Source organism: Lacrimispora sp., from assembly GCF_032078915.1.
Taxonomy (GTDB): domain Bacteria; phylum Bacillota; class Clostridia; order Lachnospirales; family Lachnospiraceae; genus Lacrimispora.
This window is the reverse complement of record NZ_DAMAUN010000032.1, coordinates 12,477-36,501: the sequence shown is the minus strand read 5'-3', so window position 1 is coordinate 36,501 and position 24,025 is coordinate 12,477. Positions and strand designations below refer to the sequence as shown.

The 24,025-nt window shown below is 44.7% G+C and carries 24 protein-coding genes and 1 tRNA gene; 6 read left to right on the top strand and 19 right to left on the bottom strand.

All coding sequences use genetic code 11. The annotated features are described in order from the left end of the window. Positions 1–8: 8 nt before the first annotated feature. The 5 genes from RT269_RS13990 to RT269_RS13970 all read right to left on the bottom strand — a co-directional run bounded on the left by RT269_RS13990 (position 9) and on the right by RT269_RS13970 (position 7,223). On the bottom strand, positions 9–1,022 hold the full coding sequence (locus RT269_RS13990) for a LacI family DNA-binding transcriptional regulator (RefSeq protein WP_313183456.1): 1,014 nt from the start codon (positions 1,020–1,022) through the stop codon (positions 9–11). 213 nt (positions 1,023–1,235) lie between these two features. After that, positions 1,236–3,887 carry a hypothetical protein gene (locus tag RT269_RS13985; RefSeq protein ID WP_313183455.1) on the bottom strand — a complete coding sequence of 884 codons (2,652 nt, stop codon included), beginning with the start codon at positions 3,885–3,887 and terminating at the stop codon, positions 1,236–1,238. Between the two features lie 547 nt (positions 3,888–4,434). Beyond that, positions 4,435–4,635, bottom strand: a complete 201-nt coding sequence (locus tag RT269_RS13980; protein ID WP_313183454.1) for a hypothetical protein — start codon at positions 4,633–4,635, stop codon at positions 4,435–4,437. 133 nt (positions 4,636–4,768) lie between these two features. Continuing rightward, positions 4,769–6,007 carry a dicarboxylate/amino acid:cation symporter gene (locus RT269_RS13975; RefSeq protein ID WP_313183453.1) on the bottom strand — a complete coding sequence of 413 codons (1,239 nt, stop codon included), beginning with the start codon at positions 6,005–6,007 and terminating at the stop codon, positions 4,769–4,771. Positions 6,008–6,035: 28 nt separating this feature from the next. Continuing rightward, entirely contained in the window at positions 6,036–7,223 is a 1,188-nt protein-coding gene (locus RT269_RS13970; protein ID WP_313183451.1) for a MalY/PatB family protein, read from the bottom strand. 222 nt (positions 7,224–7,445) lie between these two features. On the opposite strand from RT269_RS13970, the gene RT269_RS13965 reads away from it, so the two are divergent. Beyond that, on the top strand, positions 7,446–7,991 hold the full coding sequence (locus RT269_RS13965) for a MarR family winged helix-turn-helix transcriptional regulator (RefSeq protein WP_313183450.1): 546 nt from the start codon (positions 7,446–7,448) through the stop codon (positions 7,989–7,991). Positions 7,992–8,159: 168 nt separating this feature from the next. Here RT269_RS13965 and rpmF read toward each other — a convergent pair whose 3' ends face one another. The 4 genes from rpmF to RT269_RS13945 form a co-directional block, all read right to left on the bottom strand. Continuing rightward, complete coding sequence (rpmF, locus tag RT269_RS13960) at positions 8,160–8,339, bottom strand: 50S ribosomal protein L32 (RefSeq protein WP_013272565.1); 180 nt, start codon at positions 8,337–8,339, stop codon at positions 8,160–8,162. Between the two features lie 2 nt (positions 8,340–8,341). Then, positions 8,342–8,869: a YceD family protein gene (locus tag RT269_RS13955; protein ID WP_054791794.1), complete on the bottom strand. Its 528-nt coding sequence runs from the start codon at positions 8,867–8,869 to the stop codon at positions 8,342–8,344. A gap of 154 nt (positions 8,870–9,023) precedes the next feature. Beyond that, positions 9,024–10,217, bottom strand: a complete 1,194-nt coding sequence (locus RT269_RS13950) for an acetate/propionate family kinase (protein WP_313183447.1) — start codon at positions 10,215–10,217, stop codon at positions 9,024–9,026. Between the two features lie 21 nt (positions 10,218–10,238). Next, positions 10,239–10,808, bottom strand: coding sequence for a phosphate propanoyltransferase (locus RT269_RS13945; protein ID WP_313183446.1), 570 nt, complete (start codon positions 10,806–10,808; stop codon positions 10,239–10,241). Positions 10,809–10,972: 164 nt separating this feature from the next. On the opposite strand from RT269_RS13945, the gene RT269_RS13940 reads away from it, so the two are divergent. Beyond that, positions 10,973–12,232, top strand: a complete 1,260-nt coding sequence (locus RT269_RS13940; RefSeq protein WP_313183444.1) for a tRNA(Met) cytidine acetate ligase — start codon at positions 10,973–10,975, stop codon at positions 12,230–12,232. Here RT269_RS13940 and RT269_RS13935 read toward each other — a convergent pair. The 10 genes from RT269_RS13935 to RT269_RS13890 form a co-directional block, all read right to left on the bottom strand. Next, on the bottom strand, positions 12,227–12,733 hold the full coding sequence (locus RT269_RS13935) for an NUDIX hydrolase (protein ID WP_313183443.1): 507 nt from the start codon (positions 12,731–12,733) through the stop codon (positions 12,227–12,229). The genes RT269_RS13940 and RT269_RS13935 overlap by 6 nt on opposite strands. A gap of 36 nt (positions 12,734–12,769) precedes the next feature. Then, complete coding sequence (locus RT269_RS13930) at positions 12,770–13,114, bottom strand: phenylpyruvate tautomerase MIF-related protein (protein WP_313183441.1); 345 nt, start codon at positions 13,112–13,114, stop codon at positions 12,770–12,772. Between the two features lie 66 nt (positions 13,115–13,180). Then, the gene (locus tag RT269_RS13925; RefSeq protein WP_313183439.1) at positions 13,181–14,353 is read right to left on the bottom strand and encodes a class I SAM-dependent methyltransferase; all 1,173 of its coding nucleotides are present in this window, start codon (positions 14,351–14,353) and stop codon (positions 13,181–13,183) included. Positions 14,354–14,476: 123 nt separating this feature from the next. Further along, positions 14,477–15,118, bottom strand: coding sequence for a histidine phosphatase family protein (locus RT269_RS13920; RefSeq protein WP_313183437.1), 642 nt, complete (start codon positions 15,116–15,118; stop codon positions 14,477–14,479). Positions 15,119–15,144: 26 nt separating this feature from the next. Continuing rightward, the gene (locus tag RT269_RS13915) at positions 15,145–16,509 is read right to left on the bottom strand and encodes a PFL family protein (RefSeq protein WP_313183435.1); all 1,365 of its coding nucleotides are present in this window, start codon (positions 16,507–16,509) and stop codon (positions 15,145–15,147) included. A 39-nt stretch (positions 16,510–16,548) separates the two neighbouring features. Beyond that, positions 16,549–16,821, bottom strand: coding sequence for an ACT domain-containing protein (locus tag RT269_RS13910; RefSeq protein WP_313183433.1), 273 nt, complete (start codon positions 16,819–16,821; stop codon positions 16,549–16,551). Positions 16,822–16,915: 94 nt separating this feature from the next. Continuing rightward, positions 16,916–17,713: an MBL fold metallo-hydrolase gene (locus tag RT269_RS13905; protein WP_313183431.1), complete on the bottom strand. Its 798-nt coding sequence runs from the start codon at positions 17,711–17,713 to the stop codon at positions 16,916–16,918. A 74-nt stretch (positions 17,714–17,787) separates the two neighbouring features. Then, positions 17,788–18,369, bottom strand: a complete 582-nt coding sequence (gene coaE / locus RT269_RS13900; protein ID WP_313183429.1) for a dephospho-CoA kinase — start codon at positions 18,367–18,369, stop codon at positions 17,788–17,790. Positions 18,370–18,476: 107 nt separating this feature from the next. Continuing rightward, the gene (gene polA, locus RT269_RS13895; RefSeq protein ID WP_313183428.1) at positions 18,477–21,029 is read right to left on the bottom strand and encodes a DNA polymerase I; all 2,553 of its coding nucleotides are present in this window, start codon (positions 21,027–21,029) and stop codon (positions 18,477–18,479) included. Between the two features lie 72 nt (positions 21,030–21,101). Further along, positions 21,102–21,449, bottom strand: a complete 348-nt coding sequence (locus RT269_RS13890; protein WP_313183427.1) for an anti-sigma factor family protein — start codon at positions 21,447–21,449, stop codon at positions 21,102–21,104. 134 nt (positions 21,450–21,583) lie between these two features. Between RT269_RS13890 and RT269_RS13885 the strand changes: the two genes are divergently transcribed. From RT269_RS13885 to upp, 4 genes are all read left to right on the top strand, one after another. After that, positions 21,584–21,666 (top strand) — tRNA-Leu (locus tag RT269_RS13885). 228 nt (positions 21,667–21,894) lie between these two features. Further along, positions 21,895–22,737 (top strand): DUF4163 domain-containing protein, encoded by an 843-nt coding sequence (locus tag RT269_RS13880; RefSeq protein WP_313183425.1) that lies wholly within the window; start codon positions 21,895–21,897, stop codon positions 22,735–22,737. 183 nt (positions 22,738–22,920) lie between these two features. After that, positions 22,921–23,292 carry a hypothetical protein gene (locus RT269_RS13875; protein ID WP_313183423.1) on the top strand — a complete coding sequence of 124 codons (372 nt, stop codon included), beginning with the start codon at positions 22,921–22,923 and terminating at the stop codon, positions 23,290–23,292. Between the two features lie 40 nt (positions 23,293–23,332). Further along, positions 23,333–23,962: a uracil phosphoribosyltransferase gene (gene upp, locus RT269_RS13870; RefSeq protein ID WP_313183492.1), complete on the top strand. Its 630-nt coding sequence runs from the start codon at positions 23,333–23,335 to the stop codon at positions 23,960–23,962. Positions 23,963–24,025: the final 63 nt, after the last annotated feature.

Genomic DNA, 24,025 nt, shown 5'->3' with positions numbered 1-24,025 from the left:
ACCGCAGCCTATTTTATTAATTCTGACCCGCGAAGCACCACCTGATACGGAACAAAGATTTTTCTGCCGGAGCTTTTACTCTCCTTATGGGACAGCTTGTCAATCAGCATTGCCATAGCTTCATATCCCTGCCTCTTTGCATCACGTTCGATGGTTGACAGCCTGTAATCGATTATTTTAAGAGATTCAATCTGGTCAAAGCCTACCATTGATATGTCCCTGCCTATTTTAAGCTTCTGCTCGGTAAGATACTTAAGGACTCCCAGACTGGTCTGGTTATTAGAGGCAAAAATTGCAGTCGGCGGATCCGGAAGCCGCAGCAATTCTTTTGTCCGTTCATAGGCCTTGATGATCTTGAAATCTCCGGATACAATATAATCTTCCTTAGGTTCTATCCTATAATCGATTAAGGCGGCCTTATATCCCTTTAACCGGTCCTTGCCCGGCATAGAGGTGCTGGGACCTGTAATGATTGCGATCTTACGGTGGCCGGCATGGATCAGGGCTTCCACTCCTTTATAAGCAGCGGCGGCATTTTCTACAAAAACACCATCCAGACTGGAATTTTTAATATTTCGGTCAACTAAAACCACCGGAATTCCTTTGTTTTCAAATTGTATCAGCTTATCCCGAGTCACCATATCAAGCTCGGAAACCGGGGTAATAATCAAACCGGAAAGTCTTTGGCCTTCTGCCATCTGAAGGTATTGATGTTCTCTTTCCTGCATTTCACCTGTATCAAACAAAACAATGTTATACTGGTTATTGACCGCTATCTCTCCCATTCCGCTTATCACACTGGAAAAAAACTCATTGGCTATATCCGGAACAATAACACCGATACTGGAAGAGTCACGGGTGCTTAAACTTCTTGCAATGGCATTCGGTACGAAATCCGCTTCTTCAATCGCCGCTAAAACCTTCTGCTTCGTTTCGTCCTTTACATATCCGGACTGATTAATCACTCTAGACACTGTCGCAGAAGAAACACCTACTTTTTTGGCAATATCCCGTATATTCATTTTTAGAATCTCCTTTATGTAACCGGTTACATATGCATATTAACATATTTAACAGTGAATGTAAAGCTTTTTTTATCGTATTTTACAAATGATTTAGGACTTTTATCGTATAATCAGAAAATAGTACCAGATTACCGCATCATATCATAAAAAGTACCCTGATAGTCAAACACAGCCACTTTACTGTGCCAAACTGTCAGGGTACCATTTCATCTATGGATTCTGAGGATTCTCCCCCAGCCACTCCACATCCAGTTCATGCAGCATGGTCGTATTCTGCCAGCCACCTGAGCCTGTGGTCCCGGTATGCAATAGGCTCACGCCGCCAAAACCGTTCTCTGTTATCGCTCCGCTCAAATCCACCGAATGAATATATCCATCCTTTGCCTGATCTGCCAGTTGGGGAGTCTTGGTTTCCACATGGGCAGTCAGCTTCGTCCCCTCTGCTTTCATTGTAATTTTACAGCCGGTCAGATAGCAGGATGAAAGGACTTCATCAGATATGTAGCTTACCTGTCCATTCTCATACCGGACAAGAACAAAGGTGCAGGCATTGGAGGCTGCCTCTGTGCGGATAATCCGCAGACCATAGCCGGTCAGTGTTTCCGTGTCAAACTTTATGCACAGGTCCATATACTGGCCTGCGCTCCCGAAGCCCTGACCCGCAATTTTTGCCGGATCCGCCAAAAGCTTGAAGCCCATGCTGCCATACGTTCCTGCTACAGGTGTATACATAAGCCGCACACCCTGGGTTCCCTGATAAATACCCATTCCTACGCTGCCGTCTCCTGTCTCACCATAAATCCAGGGCTGATCGGTATCTTCCCCCTTCCAGCCGCTGTAATCCTTCATGTCAGCCGGTTGGAACGCATCCACGGTCCAGTATCCAGGCTTAATCTCCGTCTGCCGGACAACCGGAAAATCAGAAAAATCGGTGTGGAAATTGTGGGCCGTCACATCTGCTGCCGTGATTTTGTCTGGATACATGGCTGACATGGCTGATCCCGGATTGCTCCGGATGTGCTTTGGCTCCACCTTTGCGGTCAGATAGCTGCCGATGTCCCCCGCCGTAAGCCGGTATTCGTATTTCGGCTGATCCTGCGTTGAAACAGCCACCAGAATCGGGTTGCTTCCTGCTGTATCCTGGCTGCGGTACCAGGAAATCACTGACTGGTCTTCCCTGTCTCCCAGATCCAGGCCATATTCAGCCGTCAGATAGCCCTCCTTCTCTTTTTGAACCGTCAATTTCTTTGAGAAAGACGGCGGCTCCAAAACACTTGGCTTAACGGTCAGTTCCAAAGATGCCTCCAGCCCCTCCGGCGTCTTTGCGTGAACAATAATCTGCTTTGTCTCGTCCTCTTCATTGATTCCCTGAATGGTGCATGTACCGTTACTATGATCTGTAAGCGTCGCATAAGCCCCATCTTTTTCGGAAATTGTATAGGTCACAGCGCTGCCCGTTTCTTCCGTCTGATAGAAATACTGCACTTTGCTGGAAATAACCGCCTCATTGCTGCCGGATACAATCACATCTTCCGATGTTTCCAGGGTAAGCATCGTCGGTATCTTGTCTGCTCCCGCTGCAGTAACGGCACCCTTTACGTTCAGTGGATCCCACTGATCGTCCCCTCTTAAGAGATTGTAGGTATTATAGTAACTCTTTCCATCAGCTTCGATCCGGTAAGCTTTCAAAACCTCTGCTCCGGTCATATCCACAGTTTCCTGTGCGCCCTCCCCTGCAATTGTAATGGGGTTCCCATTGTGCAGGATGTTGTATTGGTAACATTTTAAAGAAGCTGCCGGATATTTGGTCCAGGCAATTTCAAACGGAACGTCAAAATTGCTCTGATACGTACAGTCCACTGCCGCTATCGCGCCTCCCCGCTTGGTAAAATACTGCACAGGCTCTGTTTCCACAGTCAAGGTCACACACCGAAACGTACAGTCTAAAAAAACGGAGCCGGTTTTTGTTGCCTCGGCCAGCGGCCTGTTTCCGTAAAAATCAAAATCGCAGCCCACAAAAACTGCATTTCCGTTGATGGCATCATCAGTGCTCTCAAAATGGCAGTTATTGTACAGGCTTCTTTCTCCGCCATTGATGGGACGAAGATTTAAACGGCTGATAAAATTACAGTTTTCCGCAAACATCCTATCCCCGGACAAATCTGCCAACTGGGCCTGTGTAATGGTAGAGGTCCGTTTCTCATGATTTAACTCCGGCTTCAGTGCATAATCTAAGTCCACACTGCAGTAATTGCCAATCGTTAAGTTCTGAACCTGCAGTCCGGTTCCGTTGTTATTGAACCGGAACATCGTATAGTTTCCGTCGGCGCCATGGGACTGGCCCCGGTTGCCTGCTAAAACCACATGGTCCGGGTCTTGGGTAAGTCCCTTTAGCGAAAGCCACTCACAGTCCACCACCATACCGTAGGGAACTTCATAGCCTTCAGTTTTTTCCAGAGTATCAGACGCTTCCGGATCGTCAATCCAGTATACATATGGCGCAATATAAACCGTCATAGGTTCCTGCTCCGTACCATTTGTCAACGCCTGGGCGCTTAAAGCCTCTGTTATGTCATTGTACACATAATCATAGCGGCCTGCTGTCTCATCGGCCAGGGAACCATCCAGATAGATTGCCTTTGGACCGAGAGGAATCGTTTTTCCCTGATACGTGATATTAGTCCCAGCAAATTCAATGGGGTCCTCAACGTTTAACGGGATATACTCTCCTGCCGTCACAGAATCCGTCTCCGCCGCCACCGACGCTGACTCATTTGCGCTCTTGCTCCCGCTGCAGGCGCTTAAGGACACTGCCATAGCAGCCGCCATCCCTGCCGTTGCCCACTGTTTCACCTTTTTCATGTTTCTCTCCTTTCACCTTTTTCTCTTAAATAAATGAGGTCTTAAAGCCGGTGCAAGTGTTTTCATTTTTACTTAAATGTAAGCGCTTTCACTTTACTTCTTTAAATTATAGCACCTAATTCTTTATTATTCATTTCAAATATAGTATAAAACATTGCAAATATTGACATCCCATGGCATGATTTTAATATAATTAATAAAGGGTTTCAAGTTTATGAAAGCACTTACTTTTTCTATTGTTCTGTAACTGGCTATATGTGAGATCTTCCGGATAGATGGATTTAAGCAGCATTACTATAGAAAAAAATACATCAGACTCCAGCCATCGTTACCAGCGAAAGGCAACTGTCCGGTCAGGATATCCGAAGTATATATAAAGGGTTGCTGGAAACTAAAAATCTCTTAAAACATAAAGGCTAAATTCAAAGTTCAGCTAATCTCCGGAAAGAAAAAGCCCCTGCGGTTCCACACCGCAAGGGCAAATCTTATTGTATTCGCTGAAACCAGTCTGGCACCGCAAAGCATCACCTTTCCCATTCCACACCGGCTATATCGGCCTTTGAAGTATCCGTTTCCATAATCCCGGATATTCTTCCTGAATCCTTACTCTCAGAGCTTCATCCGCAATGGCAATACAATCTTCCGCGCTTACGCCCGTATATCCTGGTACGGATGGAATGATATCAATCTGAAAAATCATACCGCTTTGAATTTTATTTTCTGAGCCTGGATAAATAGGTGACGACATCCATTCCTCATCTGCGGTTAAGATTGCTCATTCAAAAGCCCTGTTTTTATACACTTTAAATACTTACCTTTTTAATGCACTCAGCAGCAAAAATGATCTTTTCCTGTCAGGCCCCTATTGGCCGGAGATTACTTTATTCGTCTATTACCCCTTTCGCAATAGCCTTTTTCATCCAGTCCTTCCCATCGACGATCCTGGCTATCACCATAGCAAGTCCTGTATCCCCCGTTACATTAACCACCGTAGCAGGAGCATCTGTTATGGTGCCGATCAATACCATAACCGGTATGGCAACAGTAGGAAATCCAAATGCGGATATTATAAATATTTCAGCAACATATCCACCAGCCGGAATTCCTCCCATGACAACAGATGCTATCACTGCCACAACGATGGACATAATAATATTTCTGGGCGTTGCATAAGGAATTCCAAATATAGAGCACAAAAAAGCAATTTTCAGGATTTGGATAATACATGCACCGTCTTTATGTAAATTTGCTCCCAGCGGTATGGTAATATCCGCAATATCATCAGGAATCCCCAATTGTTTGCCCTGAATCATATTCAGAGGAAGAGTTGCAGCTGAGGAACAAGTTCCCAGTGCTGTTAATGTTGGAGCTAGTGCGGTCTTCCACCACCGTTTCACTCCGGCTGTACCGGCACCAATATAAGCCATGATCGTTTGTGAAAGAACAAAATAAACAACGATGACAGCACAATAAATGATGATGGCACGGGAAAGAGGTCCAATTACCTGATCTCCATATTCTCCGATTAAGATCGCAAAGTAACACCCTAAACCGATCGGTGCAATTTTCATTACGATTCCAATCACATTTACAATGATATCGGACAATCCTTCCATAAGTTTCAAAACCGGCTTTCCTTTTTCTCCAGCCATAATAATTGCGATTGAAAACATAACGGTAAATACAATCAAAGCCATCAGATTGCTTTTAGAAAATAAAAGTGGAAAATCATTAACTGTAAACATACCTAAGAAATTCATGCTGCCATTCACATTATCCGCCTTTTCTGCCAGATCCAGCACAGCGCCTTTGGCTGGGTCAAATATCAGTGCAGCAGCTACCATGAAAAGACATGAAATCACTCCTGTTATGATCGTGCCAATCAGAAACGTGATCAGTATTTTTCTTAGTTTCACCAAATTCTCCATTTTGGCAATCGCCGAAGTCAATGAGCAGAAAATCAGGGGAACAACACAACAGTAAAGCAAATTTAAGAAGATGTCCGCAACCGGCTGCAGTATTTTTGCGCCTTTCCCCCAGAAAAGACCGATCACTCCTCCCAGAACCATTGAACCCAGTAATATTACGGAAGATTTATATGTATTCCAAATGTTTTTCATATGTTTCTCTCCAATCACTTTTCAGTATTTACCTATTAATTTTTCTTAAATTTGTCTTTATGCTTTCAATTGCACTCATTACTATTTCAGGCGTCGTTCCTAAGTTCAGCCGGATAAAGCCTTTCCAGTTCTCACCGAACCATTCACCGTAATCGACAGCCAGTCTGCACTGATTTTGTGTAAATTCTTTTATTTGTTCAATGTCTACATAATTCCTTAAATCCATGAAAAGCAGGTAAGTTCCTTCAAGTGGAACAATATAAACTTCCGGGAACTCTTTCATCTCTTCCACTACCATCTGATAATTGTGACAGATCACCTTCTTCAGGGATTGATACCACTCATTACCCCCTCTTAAAGCGGCCTCCACTGCCGTAATACCGAATATATTTACCTCCACATTATTAAATACTCTGGTGAACTCATCCCAGGTTTTTCTTAATTCCTCATTTTTGATTACAATCGTTGAAGTTAAGCAAGTTGCCAGATTAAAGGTTTTAGATGCTGCAAAGGCAGTAATCATATTGTCCGCATATTTTCCGTTGGCTATAGTTGCTGCCGGAATATGTTTTTTCTCTCCAAACACCAAATCCTGATGGATTTCGTCAGATACAACCAAAACATTATGGCGCGCGCAGATCTCCAGCATTTTCTCCAGCTCTTCTTCCGTCCATACACGGCCTGCTGGATTGTGAGGAGAACACATAATATACATCTTTACATGGTTCTCTTCAATTTTCTTTTCAAACGCTTCAAAATCAATGGTATAGATACCTTTATCATAATTTAAATCACAAGTAACCAGATTACGTTTGCTGTCTTTCACACAGTTGTGGAATGGATAATATACCGGTGTAAGAATAATGACGGAGTCATTTTCTTTCGTATACATATTAACCGCCCAATACAAAGCCGCCACAACTCCGGGTGAAATCCGCATCCATTCTTTTTTCATTTTGTAACCATGATGGCTGTATTCCCAATCAATAACAGCCTCATAATAGGAATCCGGCACGAAAGAATAGCCAAATATGCCATGATCAACCCTCTTATGTAATGCTTCAACAACAGCTTCCGGTACCTTAAATTCCATATCTGCCACCCACATGGATATCAAATCCGGATCCCCAAACCGTAGATCGAGCGCATCCCATTTTAAGGAAGCTGTCCCCATACGATCTACATAATACTTGCTGCAAAAATCTTTGACTCCCATTTAATAAACCCTCCTTTTAGTTTAATGCCTAAACTATTTTACATTTGAATTATATCGGTATACAAGGACTTTGTCAATATATTTTTGTTTAATGTCTATACTATTTTTATACCTTTTTTTGATTTTTTATTTGATTTTTCCGGATTATTGTGTTAGACTTATGATTGGGTAAGTTTACCTTTATGGACTTTACACAAAATTTAATTAAAAGGGAATGAGTAAATGAAAGAGAACCAAAATTTAAATGAAAGTATTATTGACGAGACTTTTCACACATTAAATGAAAGGCACAATAGTATTTATCAGTTTGTTATGCGATATAATGACTATATAATCTCAACACATGATTATGGACTTGGCATCCTGCTCAGCATGATTGAAGCGCACACACTCACTTATATTGAGGAAAACCCAGGTATAACCATTACAGAACTGGCCTCCTATTGGAATAAAACAAAAGGTGCATTGTCACAAACAGTCAGCCGGTTATCTGAAAAGGGACTAGTTACAAAAGAAAAAAAGGAAGGAAATGCCAAAAATGTGCTCCTATATGCTACAGAAATCGGAGTAAAGCTCAGCAAAGCACATAAACTTTATGATACAATCGATATCGCCAAGACAATGGGGGAACTAAAAAAAGAATGCAGCCCAGAAGAAATTGATCATTTTTATAAAGTCATATCGGTATACAACAAAGTCATCCAAAATGATTTTGAAATCAACCGGGGAAAGAAAAATAATGTACGTTCTTCTGAAGAACCAGTTTAACCTCATCAAGCTGCGAAGCGGATTGCGAATATCCGATTGATTTCATTGAATAAAGCGATCGAACAAAATAAAGGCTTTTTCAAAAAATGAAAAAGCCGATAAAATAAGGCTTCCCGGTAATCCGGAAAGCCTTATTTCACCAGCTTTATAAGCTTATTCGTTTAAATATTACTCAACAGAAATGATTTCTTTCTTGTTGTAAGAACCGCAAGCCTTGCATACTCTGTGAGGCATCATAAGTGCACCGCACTTACTGCACTTCACTAAGTTTGGAGCGCTCATCTTCCAGTTTGCTCTACGTTTGTCTCTTCTTCCTTTAGAAGATTTGTTCTTTGGACAGATAGACATGGTTACACCTCCTTAAACTTTTTAAAAATATCCTGGATGACTGCCATTCTAGGGTCTGCAGACCTAATATCGCAGTCACAAGTCTCATGATTGAGATTTGTTCCACATCTATTACAAATCCCCTTGCAGTCTTCACTGCAGAGAACTTTCATAGGCAGGTTCAGTATGAGTTCATCACAAACCAACTGGTCTACATCCAGATTATAACCATTAATAAATGGTTGTTCTTCGAAATCTTCAACAATTCCCGAATCCGTTTCACTTAAATCAAGTGCACGGATCACATCAAAACTTAAGTCAACACGCACCGGATCCAAACAGCGGTCACATGGAATGATCAAAGCTAATTTCGCTTTTCCTTCCACTACCAGCTTTTTGTCTCCAAGATTCATAATCCGCAGCAGCACAGGTTCTGCATCTACTACTTCATAATCACCGCCTGGACCGTGATAGACTTTCATATCAAGATCGGGTGTGTAAGTTTTCTCTTTCCCTTCAAGGGTGAACAACTCAGTTAAATTAATAAGCATACTAGTCTCCTAATACGCACCTATGTTATTATACATATGGGTGCAACATTTGTCAACAAATATTTCCATATTTGAAGTAACAGTTCGGCCATACTTATGAATGTATGGCTGAACTGTAACCCATACACAACATCATGTACCGTTTTAACCCGGATTATACCAGAGCTTTTGTCTCTCTTGCAATGGCCAGCTCTTCATTGGTAGGAATTACGCATACCTTTACCTTGGAATCTGGTGTGGAGATCATGATACGCTTTCCTCTTGTCTTATTGGCTTCAGCATCAATAGAAATACCAAGGTATCCTAAATATTCACAAACCGCACCTCTGATCGGCTTATCGTTCTCACCCACGCCTGCAGTAAACACAATAGCGTCAACACCGTTCATCGCTGCTACATATGAACCGATGTATTTTGCCACGCGGTAAATAAATGCCTGGATTGCAATATCAGCCAGATGATTTCCTTCTCCCTGTGCTTTCTGCACATCACGGAAATCGCTGGAGATACCGCCGGACATACCAAGAATACCGGATTTTTTATTTAAAATATCCAGTACCTCATTGACGCTCTTGCCTTCCTTATTGCAGATAAACTGAATAACAGCAGGATCGATGTCACCGCTTCTGGTGCCCATGATAAGACCCTCTAAAGGAGTCAGTCCCATGCTGGTATCCACGCACTTGCCGCCGATGGAGGCAGAAATGCTGGCTCCGTTTCCTAAGTGGCATACGATTACTTTGCCATTCTTATGATCCAGATCACAGTATGTTAAAGCTTCATTGGATACAAATTTGTGGCTTGTTCCATGGAAACCGTAACGGCGGATGCTGTATTTCTCATAATATTCATTAGGAATTGCATACATGGCTGCTTTATCAGGCATACCCATACCGAAAGAAGTATCAAATACCGCTACATTAGGAACTCCCGGTACTGCTTCCTCACATGCTTCAATTCCCATTAAGTTTGCCGGATTATGCAAAGGTCCTAAATCAAAGCAGTCACGGATAACCTTTTTCACGTCTTCATTTACTACGATAGAATCGCTGTAAATCGTTCCTGCATGGAGAACCCTGTGTCCTACTGCAGAAATTTCACTGGTATCCTTGATTACACCGTATTTTGGATCAACCAATGCATCCAAAACCAGCTTGATAGCAACGGTATGGTTCGGCATCTCTTTCTCTACTACCATATCCTCATTGCCTTCTGACTTGTGAGTCAGCTTGGAACCGGCAATGCCGATTCTCTCGCATAAGCCTATTGCTAAGACTCCCTCATTCTCCATATCGATCAGCTGGTACTTTAAGGAAGAGCTTCCACAGTTAATAACTAAAATTTTCATATTCCTTTGATTCTCCTTCATTTATTTAATAATTTCGCCGTACTGTTCTCTGCTACAGCTTGCTGCGTTGGATTCGTCTGTGTCAATGTGCATAGCCAAAGCATAATTTTCATTTACACGCACAACTACATCTCCGAAAATAAGGCTTCTACCGTCTGTGTCTATTTTCACAGAAACAACTTCACCATCTTTAACACCAAGCTTTTCTGCTTCTGCAGGAGTTGCATGGATATGACGCTTGGCAACGATCACGCCCTCTGTTATCTCAATTTCACCAGCAGGTCCAATGATCTTGCATGCACCGCTGCCGGCAACATCACCAGATTCTCTTAAAGGCGCAGCAATTCCAATGGAACGGGCATCGGTTGCGGAAAGCTCTATCTGAGTCGCTTTTCTAACCGGGCCTAAAATGGAAATTCCTTTAAACTCGCCCTTGGAACCAACAACAGTTACTCTCTCCTCACAGGCAAACTGTCCTGGCTGGGATAAAGATTTTTTCTTTGTTAACTCATAGCCGTTTCCAAATAAAATCTCAAGATGTTCCTGAGTTAGATGTACATGTCGAGCTGATGTTTCAACGATAAAATTCATACCTATCTATTCTCCTGTTCTTTTAATCGATGTTTTTCACCGATTCTCACTCTATTCTATTTGGATTCGCCAAAATTTTCAAGTGTTGTGCTAAAATAATTTGCATTTTTTGCGAAACAATCGCATAATAGAGGATAAGAAAAAGAAAAAGGATATCTTTTAACATGAAAAACAAAAATTCTCTAGCCGTTGGTATTATCGCTGAATACAACCCTTTCCATGATGGACATGCCTACCATATCAGGAAAGCCAAAGAAATGTCTCAGGCAGACTATTGCATCGTGGCTATGAGCGGGGATTTTGTCCAAAGAGGAGCTCCCGCCATCTATGATAAATATACAAGAACAGCCATGGCATTGTCTTGCGGAGCCGACTTGGTGATCGAGCTTCCGTCTGTCTTTGCTTCCAGCAGCGCAGAGGATTTTGCAGCCAGTGGGATCGCCCTCCTTAACAATCTGGGAGTGGTTGGCAGCGTCTGCTTTGGAAGCGAATGCGGTAATGTGGAAAAACTTACCGGTATTGCTTCTATTTTAGCCACAGAACCCCCTGTTTATACGAAAGAGCTGCGCAGAGAGCTGAAAAGGGGGGCCACCTTTCCCCAGGCCAGAAACCTGGCCCTTATTTCCTGTGGAATCTTAAATGAGGATGAGGCTTCCATTCTGGCCTCCCCAAATAACATCCTGGGAATCGAGTATTGTAAGGCTCTTTACAGGCAGAAAAGCCCAATGATTCCAGTCACCATATCCAGAAAAGGATATGGATATCACGATACCAGTCTTGCCTCCGAAGGTTTCAGTTCAGCCACCGGAATCCGGAAAGCCATTTATGAAAATCCGGATGTGCTGATGCAGGCGGAATCCTCCCTGATCCAGGTGCCGGATTCAGTAAAACAGATGATGTCCCAGAGCTTTCCAGTATTTCCTGACGATATCAGCGCCTTATTAAATACTACCCTGCTTAAATTGGACTGCGAAGGAATTCCCTTTGAGAAGTATGCCGACGTTTCAGAAGAACTGGCAGCCAGACTCTTAAGGCAGCTTCCGGATTTCCTTCCATTTGAGGAAAAAATCAACCACTTAAAAACAAGGCAATATACTTATACGCGGATCAGCCGGGCTCTTCTCCATATCGCTCTTGGAATCACTGCCCAACAGGTTGTTTTGGGCCGGAACGTCGGTTACGCCCCATATGCCCGGGTTTTGGGCTTTAAAAAAACTTCCGCAGGCCTTATGGGAGAAATAAAAAAGAGAGGGAGCATCCCTCTCATCACAAAAACTGCCGATGCAAGACTCATTCTTTCCGGAGCAGCCTGGTCCATGCTCCGCCAGGATTTTTACTGCTCCCACATTTATCAGACCATTGTGCAGGACAAATATCGCATAAAAATGAAAAATGAGTTCACTCATTCCGTCGTCATCCTATGATGACGGCTGAATGAATTCCCTGATCCTATCTTTATATAGAAGAAACCGGGATTTAGGAACTACGATTCCCTGTTTCCACATTTCAAGGAGCTGTCCAAACGTAACAAACTTCGCATCTACCACTTCTTCTTGCTGAATGGTTATGTCATTTATGGTAACATTTTGTCTGGTGATATAGGTGTCCACAAACCGCTCTTTCAGACGGATTGCATGAATCAGGATGAGCTGTTCTTTTTCCGCCCGGATCCCAACCTCTTCAGAAAGCTCCCGAAGGGCTCCTTCTATGCTGGTTTCACCCGCAAGAACAGAGCCCCCGGAGCATTCCCACATAAGGCCATAGGGCTTATCCGGATGCCTTTTGGTGAGCAAAATCTCCTTATTTCCGTTTACAAGCCAGATATCCGACACAAGGTGATAATCTCCTGTTCCAAGCGGTACTCCGCGGACATGAGTTTTTCCAGTGGCCACCCGGTTTTCATCATAAACATCCCAAAGCTCCATAAACCATTCCTCCCGAATAAGAATCAGCTGGTGCAGCTAAAAGTTTCCTCCGTTCCAACCCCAGTGATCCACTTCCTCATATTTCACATAAATTTTATCCTGGGCGATGGAAAGCACATCTTTATAGATTTTACAGATCTCAGCGGTCAGCCTGTCGTAATCCAGCTCTGATGCATGACCGAAAATCTTTACTTCCACAAAAGCTAGCTTTGTATTATTATTCCCTTTAAAGTAAAGGGAACAGTTATCTTCAAAGCCAACCATGAGCCAGTTCTCCGATTTACCGGGAATGAGGCTGATGGCCTGTCCAAGCTTTGTTTTTAGTGCTGTTTTTTCTTCTTCTGATAATGCGACATTTACTTTCGAGTTAATGAAAGGCACTGATTTCTCCTCCTTAAATCGTTTTATATATCATACCACATATAATCAAAAATTACCATCCACTTTCTAATTCATATCCTCTTTTATGAGCAAGTCAGCAAGAGTCAGCTTCCCATGGAGAAATTCCATGATTTCCTGGATCTCCCTGCGGTTATCCTTCTTTTCACCCTGTTTCACTCCGCGGATCAGAATATTTTTCGGAGTATGCTCCATGTCGATGAATTCCAGAATTTGGGTCCGGTATCCCTGGCTTTCCAGAATTTCTGCCCTGAGCGCATCCGTATATAGAGCTGCCATCCGTTCCCGGATCAGGCCATATTGAAATACGGAAGCCATAAGCTCCTGATGCATGGTTTTATTCAGCTCATGCTGACAGCAGGGAACTGACAAAATGACAGAGGCTCCCCAGCGGACTGCCTTTGCCAGGGCATAATCCGTAGCGGTATCACAGGCATGAAGCGTTACTACCATATCCACATGGTCCACTCCCTCGTAGGAAGCGATATCTCCATGATAAAATTTTAACTTATCAAATCCATACCGTTCTCCCAGGCGGTTGCAGTCATCTATGACCGTCTGCTTTAAATCCAGCCCGATGACACGGATCAAATACCCTTTCAGCTCATGAAGATAATAATACATGGCAAAGGTCAGATAGGACTTCCCGCAGCCAAAATCAATGATTACATTCTCTCTGCCCTTATCAAGCCTGGGAAGAATATCCTCAATAAACTCCAGGAACCGGTTGATCTGGCGAAACTTATCATATCTGGAAGCAATAACTTTTCCTTCCGCCGTCATGACTCCCAGATCCACCAGAAAAGGGACCGGTGTGCCTTCTTTTAAAATATAACTTTTTTGTCTGTTATGCTGGGGAACCGGGGAAGGTACCTCAATCTTTTGCTGCCGCTTTATCTTGATGCTTGGGCTTCCCTTTTTGCTTATCAACACTCTGACCTGGCCTTTCCTGGATTCCAGTTCCATCTGGCGGAGCGTTCCATCCAGCAGATCCACGATATAAGAAATGCATTCTCCCGCAGAATAATTCTTATGAAAGGCCTGGCTTCCCACCAGCTCTTCCGCTTGAAAAACCAAGTTTCCTTTTAGCAAAAGCGGGCGTACCTTTACCTTGGAAACGCCCTGCTTATCTGATGGATTGCTGATTACGATCCGAAGCAGATTTTCATCAAGAAACTCTCTTCCGATCTGAATTAAATGTTCTTTTTCCTTTTCTTCCATAAAATCAGGCAACTCCTTTCCTCTTTCCTGCCCATGCTCTTTGGGCATAAAGGGATACCCGAAGGGTGTTTCCTCTTTCCTGCCCCACGCTCTTTGGGCATAAAGGGATACCCGAAAGGTGTTTCAGTTTTCTGCATCCACCCAGCTTGCCCGCAAAAGCTCGGGGTAAGGCTCAAGATGCGCATAATCATTAAAACGTTCCATTAAAAAGCGCCCTGTTTTTTCGTTCCAGTGCACTTCTGTAATACTGCAGTTCTCAAGGGAATTTCCAAGGAGACGATAATACTTTGGTTCCATATGAAGCAATGCTGATGTCACGGAGCGGATCACGCCTCCGTGAGTCACAACGGCTACATTCTGGTAACCGCTTGCGGCAATTTCTTCAAGGACGGGGATGGCCCGTTTCATCACATCCCCGGCACACTCGCCTCCGGGATAGGGCAGATCCTGTTCCAGCCGTGCCTGTTCTTTCTGAAAATCCCCGTATTTTGCCGCTATCTCCTCATCCGCCATGCCTTCCATATCTCCAAAGGAAATCTCTCTAAGCTCCTGTCTTATGATGTGCTTTGCATTCCAGTACCGGTTTGCTTCCCTGGCGGTTTCCACCGCCCGGATCAAATGGCTGGAATATACCGCTTCAATGCCTATGGAAGCCAGCCGTTCCCCGACTAAGGCCGACTGGCGGCGGCCTTCTTCGGATAGATCCACATCGGTATTACAGAGTTTACTGCTTTGTCGTCCATGGCGAATCAAGTAGATATTCATATCCTGTATCAATCCTCCACCGGTACTTAGTTTTTAAAGCTGTGAATGGGCGCCGGAATCCGTCCGCCTCTGGTTACGAATTTCTCACAGGAGTACTTGCTGACCGGCATAACAGGAGCATATCCCAATAAACCGCCGAATTCCACCGTCTCTCCCACGGATTTTCCAATAACCGGAATAATGCGGACTGCCGTTGTCTTCTGGTTTACCATTCCGATCGCAGATTCGTCTGCAATAATACCAGCAATGGTAGTGGCAGGTGTGTCTCCAGGAATAGCGATCATATCAAGACCAACCGAGCAGACACAGGTCATTGCTTCCAGTTTCTCGATATTCAACGCCCCCATGGCTACCGCATCGATCATTCCCTGATCTTCGCTGACCGGAATAAACGCACCGCTTAAGCCGCCCACATAGGAGGAGGCCATAACGCCGCCTTTTTTTACCTGGTCATTTAGCAAGGCAAGGGCAGCCGTGGTTCCCGGTGCGCCTACCCGTTCCAGGCCGATCTCTTCCAGGATTTCAGCCACACTGTCGCCAACGGCTGGAGTCGGTGCAAGAGATAAATCAATGATACCAAAGGGAACATTCAGCCTTTTTGACGCTTCCTGGGCAACCAGCTGACCGACACGGGTTATCTTAAATGCGGTTTTTTTAATGGTTTCACAGAGAACTTCAAAATCCTTTCCTCTGGCTGACTCAATGGCGGTCTTAACAACCCCAGGACCGCTGACTCCCACATTAATGATGACATCCGCTTCCGTCACCCCGTGGAACGCTCCTGCCATAAAAGGATTATCATCCGGCGCATTACAAAATACCACCAGTTTGGCGCAGCCGAGGGAATCAATGTCCTTGGTGGCCTTTGCTGTTTCCACTACGGTCTCTCCCATAAGAGCCACTGCATCCATGTTAATGCCTGTCTTTGTGGAACCTACATTAACAGAGCTGCATACACGGTCTGTACAGGCGAGGGCCTTTGGTATAGAGCAGATCAGGTTTTTATCCGCAGCGGTCATTCCCTTGCTTACAAGGGCAGAATAGCCGCCAATGAAATTAACGCCCACTTCCTTGGCCGCACGGTCAAGGGTCTGTGCAATGGTCACAAAATCTTCCGGACTCTTGCAGGCCGCACCGCCGACTATGGCAATGGGAGTTACAGAAATTCTTTTATTTACAATGGGAATTCCAAAATCCTTTTCAATCTCCTTTCCCACCGCCACAAGATCCTTTGCAACGGTTGTGATTTTATTATAAATTTTTTCATTCACCGTTTTTAAGTCACTGTCGCTGCAGTCAAGAAGGCTGATGCCCATGGTAATGGTACGTACATCAAGCAGCTCCTGTTCGATCATTTTATTGGTTTCATTAACTTCAAACATATTTAACATATCGGGAACCCATCCTTTTCTTATGCCTTGAACTTGTCATTAGATACGGTGCATGCTGGTAAAAATCTCTTCACGCTGGCATTTTACCTTTACTCCGATTTCATCGCCAATCTGTTCCAGTTCATCAGCCAACTCTCCGAAAGGCTTTATTGCATCATTGATATCCACGATCATCATCATATTAAAGAAGCCCTGGACAATGGTTTGGGATATATCCAATATGTTCACCTGGTTGCTTGCTAAATAAGTACAGATCTTTGCTATGATCCCTACGGTGTCTTTTCCAACTACTGTAATAATCGTTTTGTTCATAATGTTTCTCCTCTTTCATTAGATTATATCATGGACCTGTGGTCCATGATCAACATTCAACCTTCGCGCCGATGAGCAAGCCCATCTTCGCTCATTATATCGTAATAATCTCTGACATCTGATCCCTTTTTGCAACCGCTATGGAAAAATCCGATGCCTTAAATGGATTATCTCCTTCAGTGATCTCAAGCCTTACCGTCTCATAAGCAAGCTCTTCATAATTGTTCTCCTTGCTTAAGTGGCCCAGCAAAATCTTCTTTAAGTTTTCATGAAGAATACAGCACAAAAGCCGTCCCGCATTCTCATTGGAAAGGTGTCCGTGATCTCCCAGGATCCGGCGTTTCAGATAGTAGGGATAAGGCCCTGCCTGCAGCATATTTACATCGTGATTGGACTCTATAAGCACCGCATCAAGCCCCTGAAGATGTTCAATAATATACTGGTCGTAATGCCCCATATCCGTGGCAACCGCAACAGACTTGCGGCCATGCTGGATCCGGTAAGCCACCGGCTTCACCGCATCGTGATCAATGGAAAAAGGCTTTACTTCCAGATCCCCCACATTAAAATCCACATCAGGCCTTATAGCACAAAATAATTCCCAGGGGTATTCCCCTAAATACTTCTGCTTTGATATCTCTTCCAGGGTCTCACTGGTCCCATAAATTGGAACCCCATATTTCCTTGCCAGAACTCCCAGTCCTTTTGTATGGTCGGAGTGTTCATGGGTAATGACGATTCCTGTCAGTTCACTTCCCTTTACTCCGATTTCATTTAATCCCTGTTCGATCCGTTTGTTGCTTATCCCGGCATCCACCAGGATATGCGTGGTATCGGAGCCCACATAAATGCAGTTTCCGCTGCTTCCGCTTGCAATACTTACCAATCTCATATTTTCCTCTTTTCAGCCCTGCATTCTGGATGATCCCCCCGCTTTTCCGGGTGTAATGGGATACCCCCAGGGTATTACCCTCTGCTTTTCAATAGTTCAGCCAGCTGTTGCTTTACATCCTCTATGGAACCGTTATTTTCAATCACCCGCGTACAGCGGTTTAAAAACTCAGCTTCAGAGGCCTGACTCGCTATGATACGCTCCGAATGCTCTCTCGTATAGCTCCTGCTTTCCGCCAAACGGCGGATCCGGTTCTCCTTTGATGCATGGACGTACCACATCTCATCCCAGCTGTCATCCATATTTTCATTCATAATTGCAAATTCTACCACAATAAGCCCTGCTTGGGAAGCAGAAATTTTATCCCCGATGGTTTTCCATACCATAGGGTGAATGATTCCATCTACGGTTTTCCTTGCGCTATCATCCTCAAAAATACGTGCGGCCAAAGCTTTACGGTCAATGGTTCCATCGGGTTTTAGAAGGTCTTTCCCCATGGCTGACTTAACAGCCAGGTAGCCTTCCTTTCCCGGCTCCATGAGCTCATGGGCCACTTCATCCGCTTTGATTACTTCCGCACCGTATTCCTCTTTTAAAATAGAAAGAACCAGACTTTTTCCGGCTCCGACCCCTCCGGTCAATCCAATCACTCTCATCCTGTCACCAACCCTTTATTCTCCTAAAGGCAGCGGCCCAGCCGGACATGCCTGCATGTCCGGCTGGCGACAGCCCATCAAATACTTTGCAGCCTGTTGCAAGGTATTTACTTTGCATCAAACCAGGAGTCTCCTACATTGGCCTCTACCTCAAGGGACACTGCAAGGTCCGCTGCATGCTTCATTTCTTCCACAAGAAGCTCTTTTACCTTATCAACCTCATCATGATATGCTTCAATGAGAAGCTCATCATGGACCTGAAGGACGATCCTGGATTTTAATCCCTGTTTTCTCAAAGCATGATCCACCCGGATCATGGCAATCTTGATAATATCTGCCGCAGTACCCTGGATGGGAGAATTCATGGCGACCCGCTCTCCAAAGGAGCGCTGCATGAAGTTAGAGGATTTAAGCTCTGGGACGGGACGGCGTCTGCCAAACATGCTGACCGCATACCCTTGTTCTTTCGCCTCAGATACAAGGCCGTCTAAAAACAGCTTCACACCCGGATAGGTTTCAAAATATTTACTAATGTATTCCGAAGCCTCTTTTCTGGTGATGCTTAAGCCCTCGCTTAGTCCAAAGGAGCTGATTCCATAAACAATGCCAAAGTTTACGGCCTTTGCATTCCTTCTCTGAAGAGGCGACACCTCATCTAGGGGAACATGAAACACCTGAGAAGCCGTGATGGCATGGATATCCTCTGCCTGCCGGTAAGCGCCGATCAAACGCTGGTCCCCTGACATATGGGCCAGTACTCTCAGCTCAATCTGAGAATAATCCGCATCAACAAACTGGCAGCCCTCCTGAGGTACGAAAACCTTCCTGATTTCCCTGCCCAGCTCCATGCGGACCGGAATGTTCTGCAAATTAGGTTCTGTGCTGCTGATTCTACCCGTAGCTGTAATTGTTTGGTTAAAGGTTCCGTGAATCCGCTCATCCGGCCCGATGTAAGCAGCCAGCCCGTCTGCGTAGGTAGAATTTAATTTCGTCAACTGTCTGTAATCCAGAATCAGGTTGACCGCAGGCCAGTCAGGCGCCAGCTTTTCCAATACATCCGCTGCCGTTGAATAACCGGTTTTTGTCTTTTTTCCTCCCGGAATCTTCATATGGTCAAAGAGAACCTCTCCCAGCTGCTTGGGGGAATTGATATTAAAGGTTTCTCCCGTTTCTTCATATATCTTCTGCTCAAGCTCCGCAATACGGACCTTTAAACGGTCACCATATTCCTTCAGGCGTTCCCTTTCCACGCGGATTCCTGCTTCTTCCATATGAAAAAGGCTATAGATCAAAGGCATTTCAATCTCATAAAACAGCTTATCCATACCCGCCTTTTCCAGTGACTCACGAAGCAGGTCATGGCTTTTTAAAGCAACATAGGACATATAGCAGATACAGGTAACGGCTTTTTCCCTGTTTTCTTCCAGCACACGCTTAAAGGAGCTTTTTCCTATAAGCTCTGTTTTAGATGGGAGGGAGAGATCTAAGTAATCCTCCGCCAGATCATCGTATTCATAGGAATCCTTTAGCGGGTTTAGCAAATATCCGGCAACGCCTGCATCAAACACCGGTTGTTCCAGCGTAAGCTTTAAAAATGCAAGCTGGCTCTTTAAGTGAAAAACGGTGGTCTGTCCCGCTTTTTTACAGACCTCCTCTGCTTTTTCTGCCAGATATTGCGGCGTAAGGGTCCCCTGTGGAATGAAGCAGTAGCACTCTGTCTCACTGAGGCAAAGAGACAGGGCTGATACAGCCTTGTCCTCAATTACCAGCTGCAGCCCCAACTGACAACCCTCTTTGCACTTTAAAAATATGGTTTCAGCTTCTGAAAGGTCTGTAACAGCATGAAAACCAGATTCCAAGGACGGTTCCTCATCTTCTCCAGGGAAAACGGCAGGGACGAAATCCATATCAATAATTTTCTGAATCTCTGCCTGCTGGGGAGTTTTCGTATAATCCAGGTGGATATCGCAATCCCTGCGAAGGACAGCTAGTTCTTTCTTCCGCCTTACCGCTTCCTGATTCCCGGTAAGCGCCTCCCGGATTCTCTGAGACCCTATTTCTTCTATGTGGTCATAAATATTTTCTACGTTGTGATACTCCCTTATCAACTGACAGGCCGTTTTCTCACCAATCCCCCATGCTCCGGATAGCGCAAACACTCCGGCCAGGGGCTCCGGCTCCAGGCCGAATTCTTCCCGTATGAGTTCTATGGAATAGGACTTAAACTCCAGACCCTCTTCTCTGACAACCGGAATCTTAAGGGTAACATGTTCTTCCACTGCCTGCAAAAGCGTTCGGTCCCCGGACAGAAGCAGGACTTCTCCTTCCTCTTCCTGACACCTTTTTGCCAATGAGGCCAGAATATCGGCAGAAGTATATCCGTCTTTAACCAGTACCGGAATATCCAGGGAAAGCAGCGCCTCCCTTAAGCGCTCTTCCTCCGTTAAAAGCCCTTCGTACACCGCCGTGTTTTTATACATTTCCTTATGGCTGCCTTCTGTTTCTGAGTCAAAGGCCACTGCCAGATAGTCCGCTTCTTTTGCCTCTAAAAGCTTCATGATCAGGCTTTGAAGCCCTCTCGCTCCATTGGAAGGAAGCCCGTAAAAAGCGTTCCTTAGCATGCTGCTTCCATCTACTAAAACGATATTTTTTCTGCTCATGTTTCCTCTTTCCTGCCCAAGTTCTTTGGGCATAAAGGTATACCTGGTATACCTATTGGGCACTTTCACCCATCATAGTAAGCCCCACTGCAGCCAGATCCGGCATTGCAGAAGAACCGTAAAAAACAGTGCCATTACACTTACCGTAGCCACCGCATACCTGGCAATCTTAATACACCGGATAACCTGAAGCCTTTGTCTGGACTGTTCTATGGTTGCCTCCAGCGCTCCTTTTATATTATAATTCCCTGTTTCGGAATCCAGCTGCCTGATTCCCACGTCCACAGTAAAGTATATTTCCAGTTCCTCCCGGCAATCCGGGCAGGATTCCATATGTTCCAGAAATTCACTCAGCTCTTCGTCTGTCAGTTCATCATTGATGTATGGCATAACGAGACGTTCTGCTTCCTTACATGTCATGGTCCAGACACCTCCTTAATTATATCTTTTGTCTATCATACAATATATTTTGCTCATTTTCAATTTAATAATCGCAAAAAAACACTTGCCAAATGGAAAATCCTATGATAAAATAATGAGCGTTGTAAGGAAAGGCCGGCATGTCGGAATGGCAGACGAGGCGGACTCAAAATCCGTTGATGGCAACATCGTGTGGGTTCAAGTCCCACTGCCGGCACTACACCCTTGGCAGGGAGCAAGGTCCTGGAAAGCTGAAACATTCAGTTTTCCAGGGCCTTTTCTCTATTCTGCGGCTTGTATATCTTCGCATCTTACGGCATCTTCTGCAGCACTTTACTTCCAAAATTTTCCTATATTTTTCTTAATTCGAGGGAAATCACAGGCGCATCTGCAATATTTGTGATATACTGTAAAAAAATCAGCAAAACTGAAGGGAGGTAATCCTATGAAACGAAATACTGTTATCCCGGCCCTTTTCATCGGCTGCACCCTGATTTTAAGCGGCTGCGGACAAAAGAATTATGTTAAAACCGACTTGCCGGCCGCTACTGCTGCTGAAACAGGAGAATCCATGTCCGCTGCCACAGAAGCACCAGAGCCTGTAAAGATCGAAAACCCGGATACCCAAGCCCAGCAAAAGGAAACCGGGAAAAACGCTTCTGCCGCCGGCATCACCGCTGCCCTCCACACCTATAAAGAGGGAAATATTTCCATTCAGTATCCGACCGTCTCCGGATTGGAGGATGGGGCCATGGAAGAAAAAATAAACGCTTTGTTAAAAAGCAATGCCCTTGAGATATTAAAAGCCTATTCCGTCAATGCGGAAAAGGACAGCCTTTCTCTTACAGCAAAAGTAAATTCCGTAGACAGAAAACGCGTCACAGTTATATACACCGGACTTCTTTCCGGGGCTGGAGCTGCGTATCCGGTCAATGTGTTTTTTACCAACACGGTTGATCTGTCTCTGGCAAAGGATCTAAGTCTCACGGATTATGCCGATCCCAATGCGCTGGCTGAATACATCCGTTCTGATGACTGCCAGCTCTATGATGCCTCTCCCGAACTTACGGAAGCATTGATTCCTTATTTGACTCAAACCAACTTAGAAACATATACCAAAATGTTCCAAAATGCGGACTTTCCCATGGAAGCAGCCTCCTCAGGCCACACTCCTGCCTTTCCGGAATCCTTTAGCTATGAAGATAGCGGTACCATAATTATTTCCATTCCTGTCCCCCATAGCCTGGGTGATTTTGCGCTGATAAAATATACTCCTGAGACAAAATAGGAAAACTAGTTGCCTTTTACCTCTTTCTCTGTTAAAATAGTACGGAAAATAAAAAGAAATGGGGTAGAAAAATGAGTAACAACGCAAAACTGGCAACCCGAGATCATCTGCTCAGTATCAAACATTTGTTTGTCATCTTCGTTGCAACCGTGCATACCCTAAATGACAGGTCACAATCTATCGTTGGCATTATTTTCAGCAAGCGACGGCAACTTAATATTCCACTGCTGTACTAAATTTAGAGTTCCTGTATTTCTTGGTTCCTCCATTATTTTTCTGGCCGCTGCCACCGCAGCTATCCGGCCGGAAGGAACCGTGATCCCAGGAAACGTACCTTTAGTACAGGGTGGAATTATTTTCGCCCTGAGGACCAGTACTCCTTCGCTCCTATTGACCATCGTTGGACTGATTCTGATATTCGAATCTGGATTCGCACAGCTTGGGGAACTTAATGTTATAGCAGGCTCAATTACAAGAAACAGCTTAGGTCTGTTTCCAGCAGTCATAATCGTTGTTCTCATGAACCTCATATTACCGGAAACCCTGATACTCTAAGAGAATAAAGAAAGGATTTAAAACAATTATGGACTTTTCAATGGACAATGTAACCGTTTTTACTCACCCGCTTATTCAGCACAAGATCTCTATTTTAAGAGATAAGAAGACAGGCACCAATGAGTTCCGTGCCCTCATCGAAGAAATCGCAATGCTGATGGGATTTGAGGCCTTAAGAGATCTCCCCTTACAGGATGTAGAGGTAGAAACTCCCATTGAGACCTGCATGACTCCTATGATCGCCGGTAAAAAAATGGCTGTCGTTCCTATCCTTCGTGCAGGACTGGGCATGGTCAACGGAATCCTGGCTTTGGTTCCCTCTGCAAAAGTAGGACATATCGGCTTGTACCGGGATGAAGTTACCCATGAGCCTCATGAATACTACTGTAAGCTGCCAAGCCCAATCGAGCAGAGAACCATTGTTGTGACAGATCCTATGCTGGCAACCGGCGGTTCCGCAGAAGCCGCTGTGGATTTCATCAAACAGCACGGCGGAAGAAACATCAAATTCATGGCCATTATCGCTGCTCCGGAAGGCTTAAAGAGACTCCGTGAGGCACATCCGGACATTCAGATCTACATCGGACATCTGGACCGCCAGTTAAATGATAACGCCTATATCTGTCCAGGTCTGGGAGATGCAGGAGACAGAATTTTCGGTACAAAATAGCAGACAACAAAGAACCACTAAAAACGCGCCTTGATCCGGCATATCCTGCCACTTCAAAGCGCG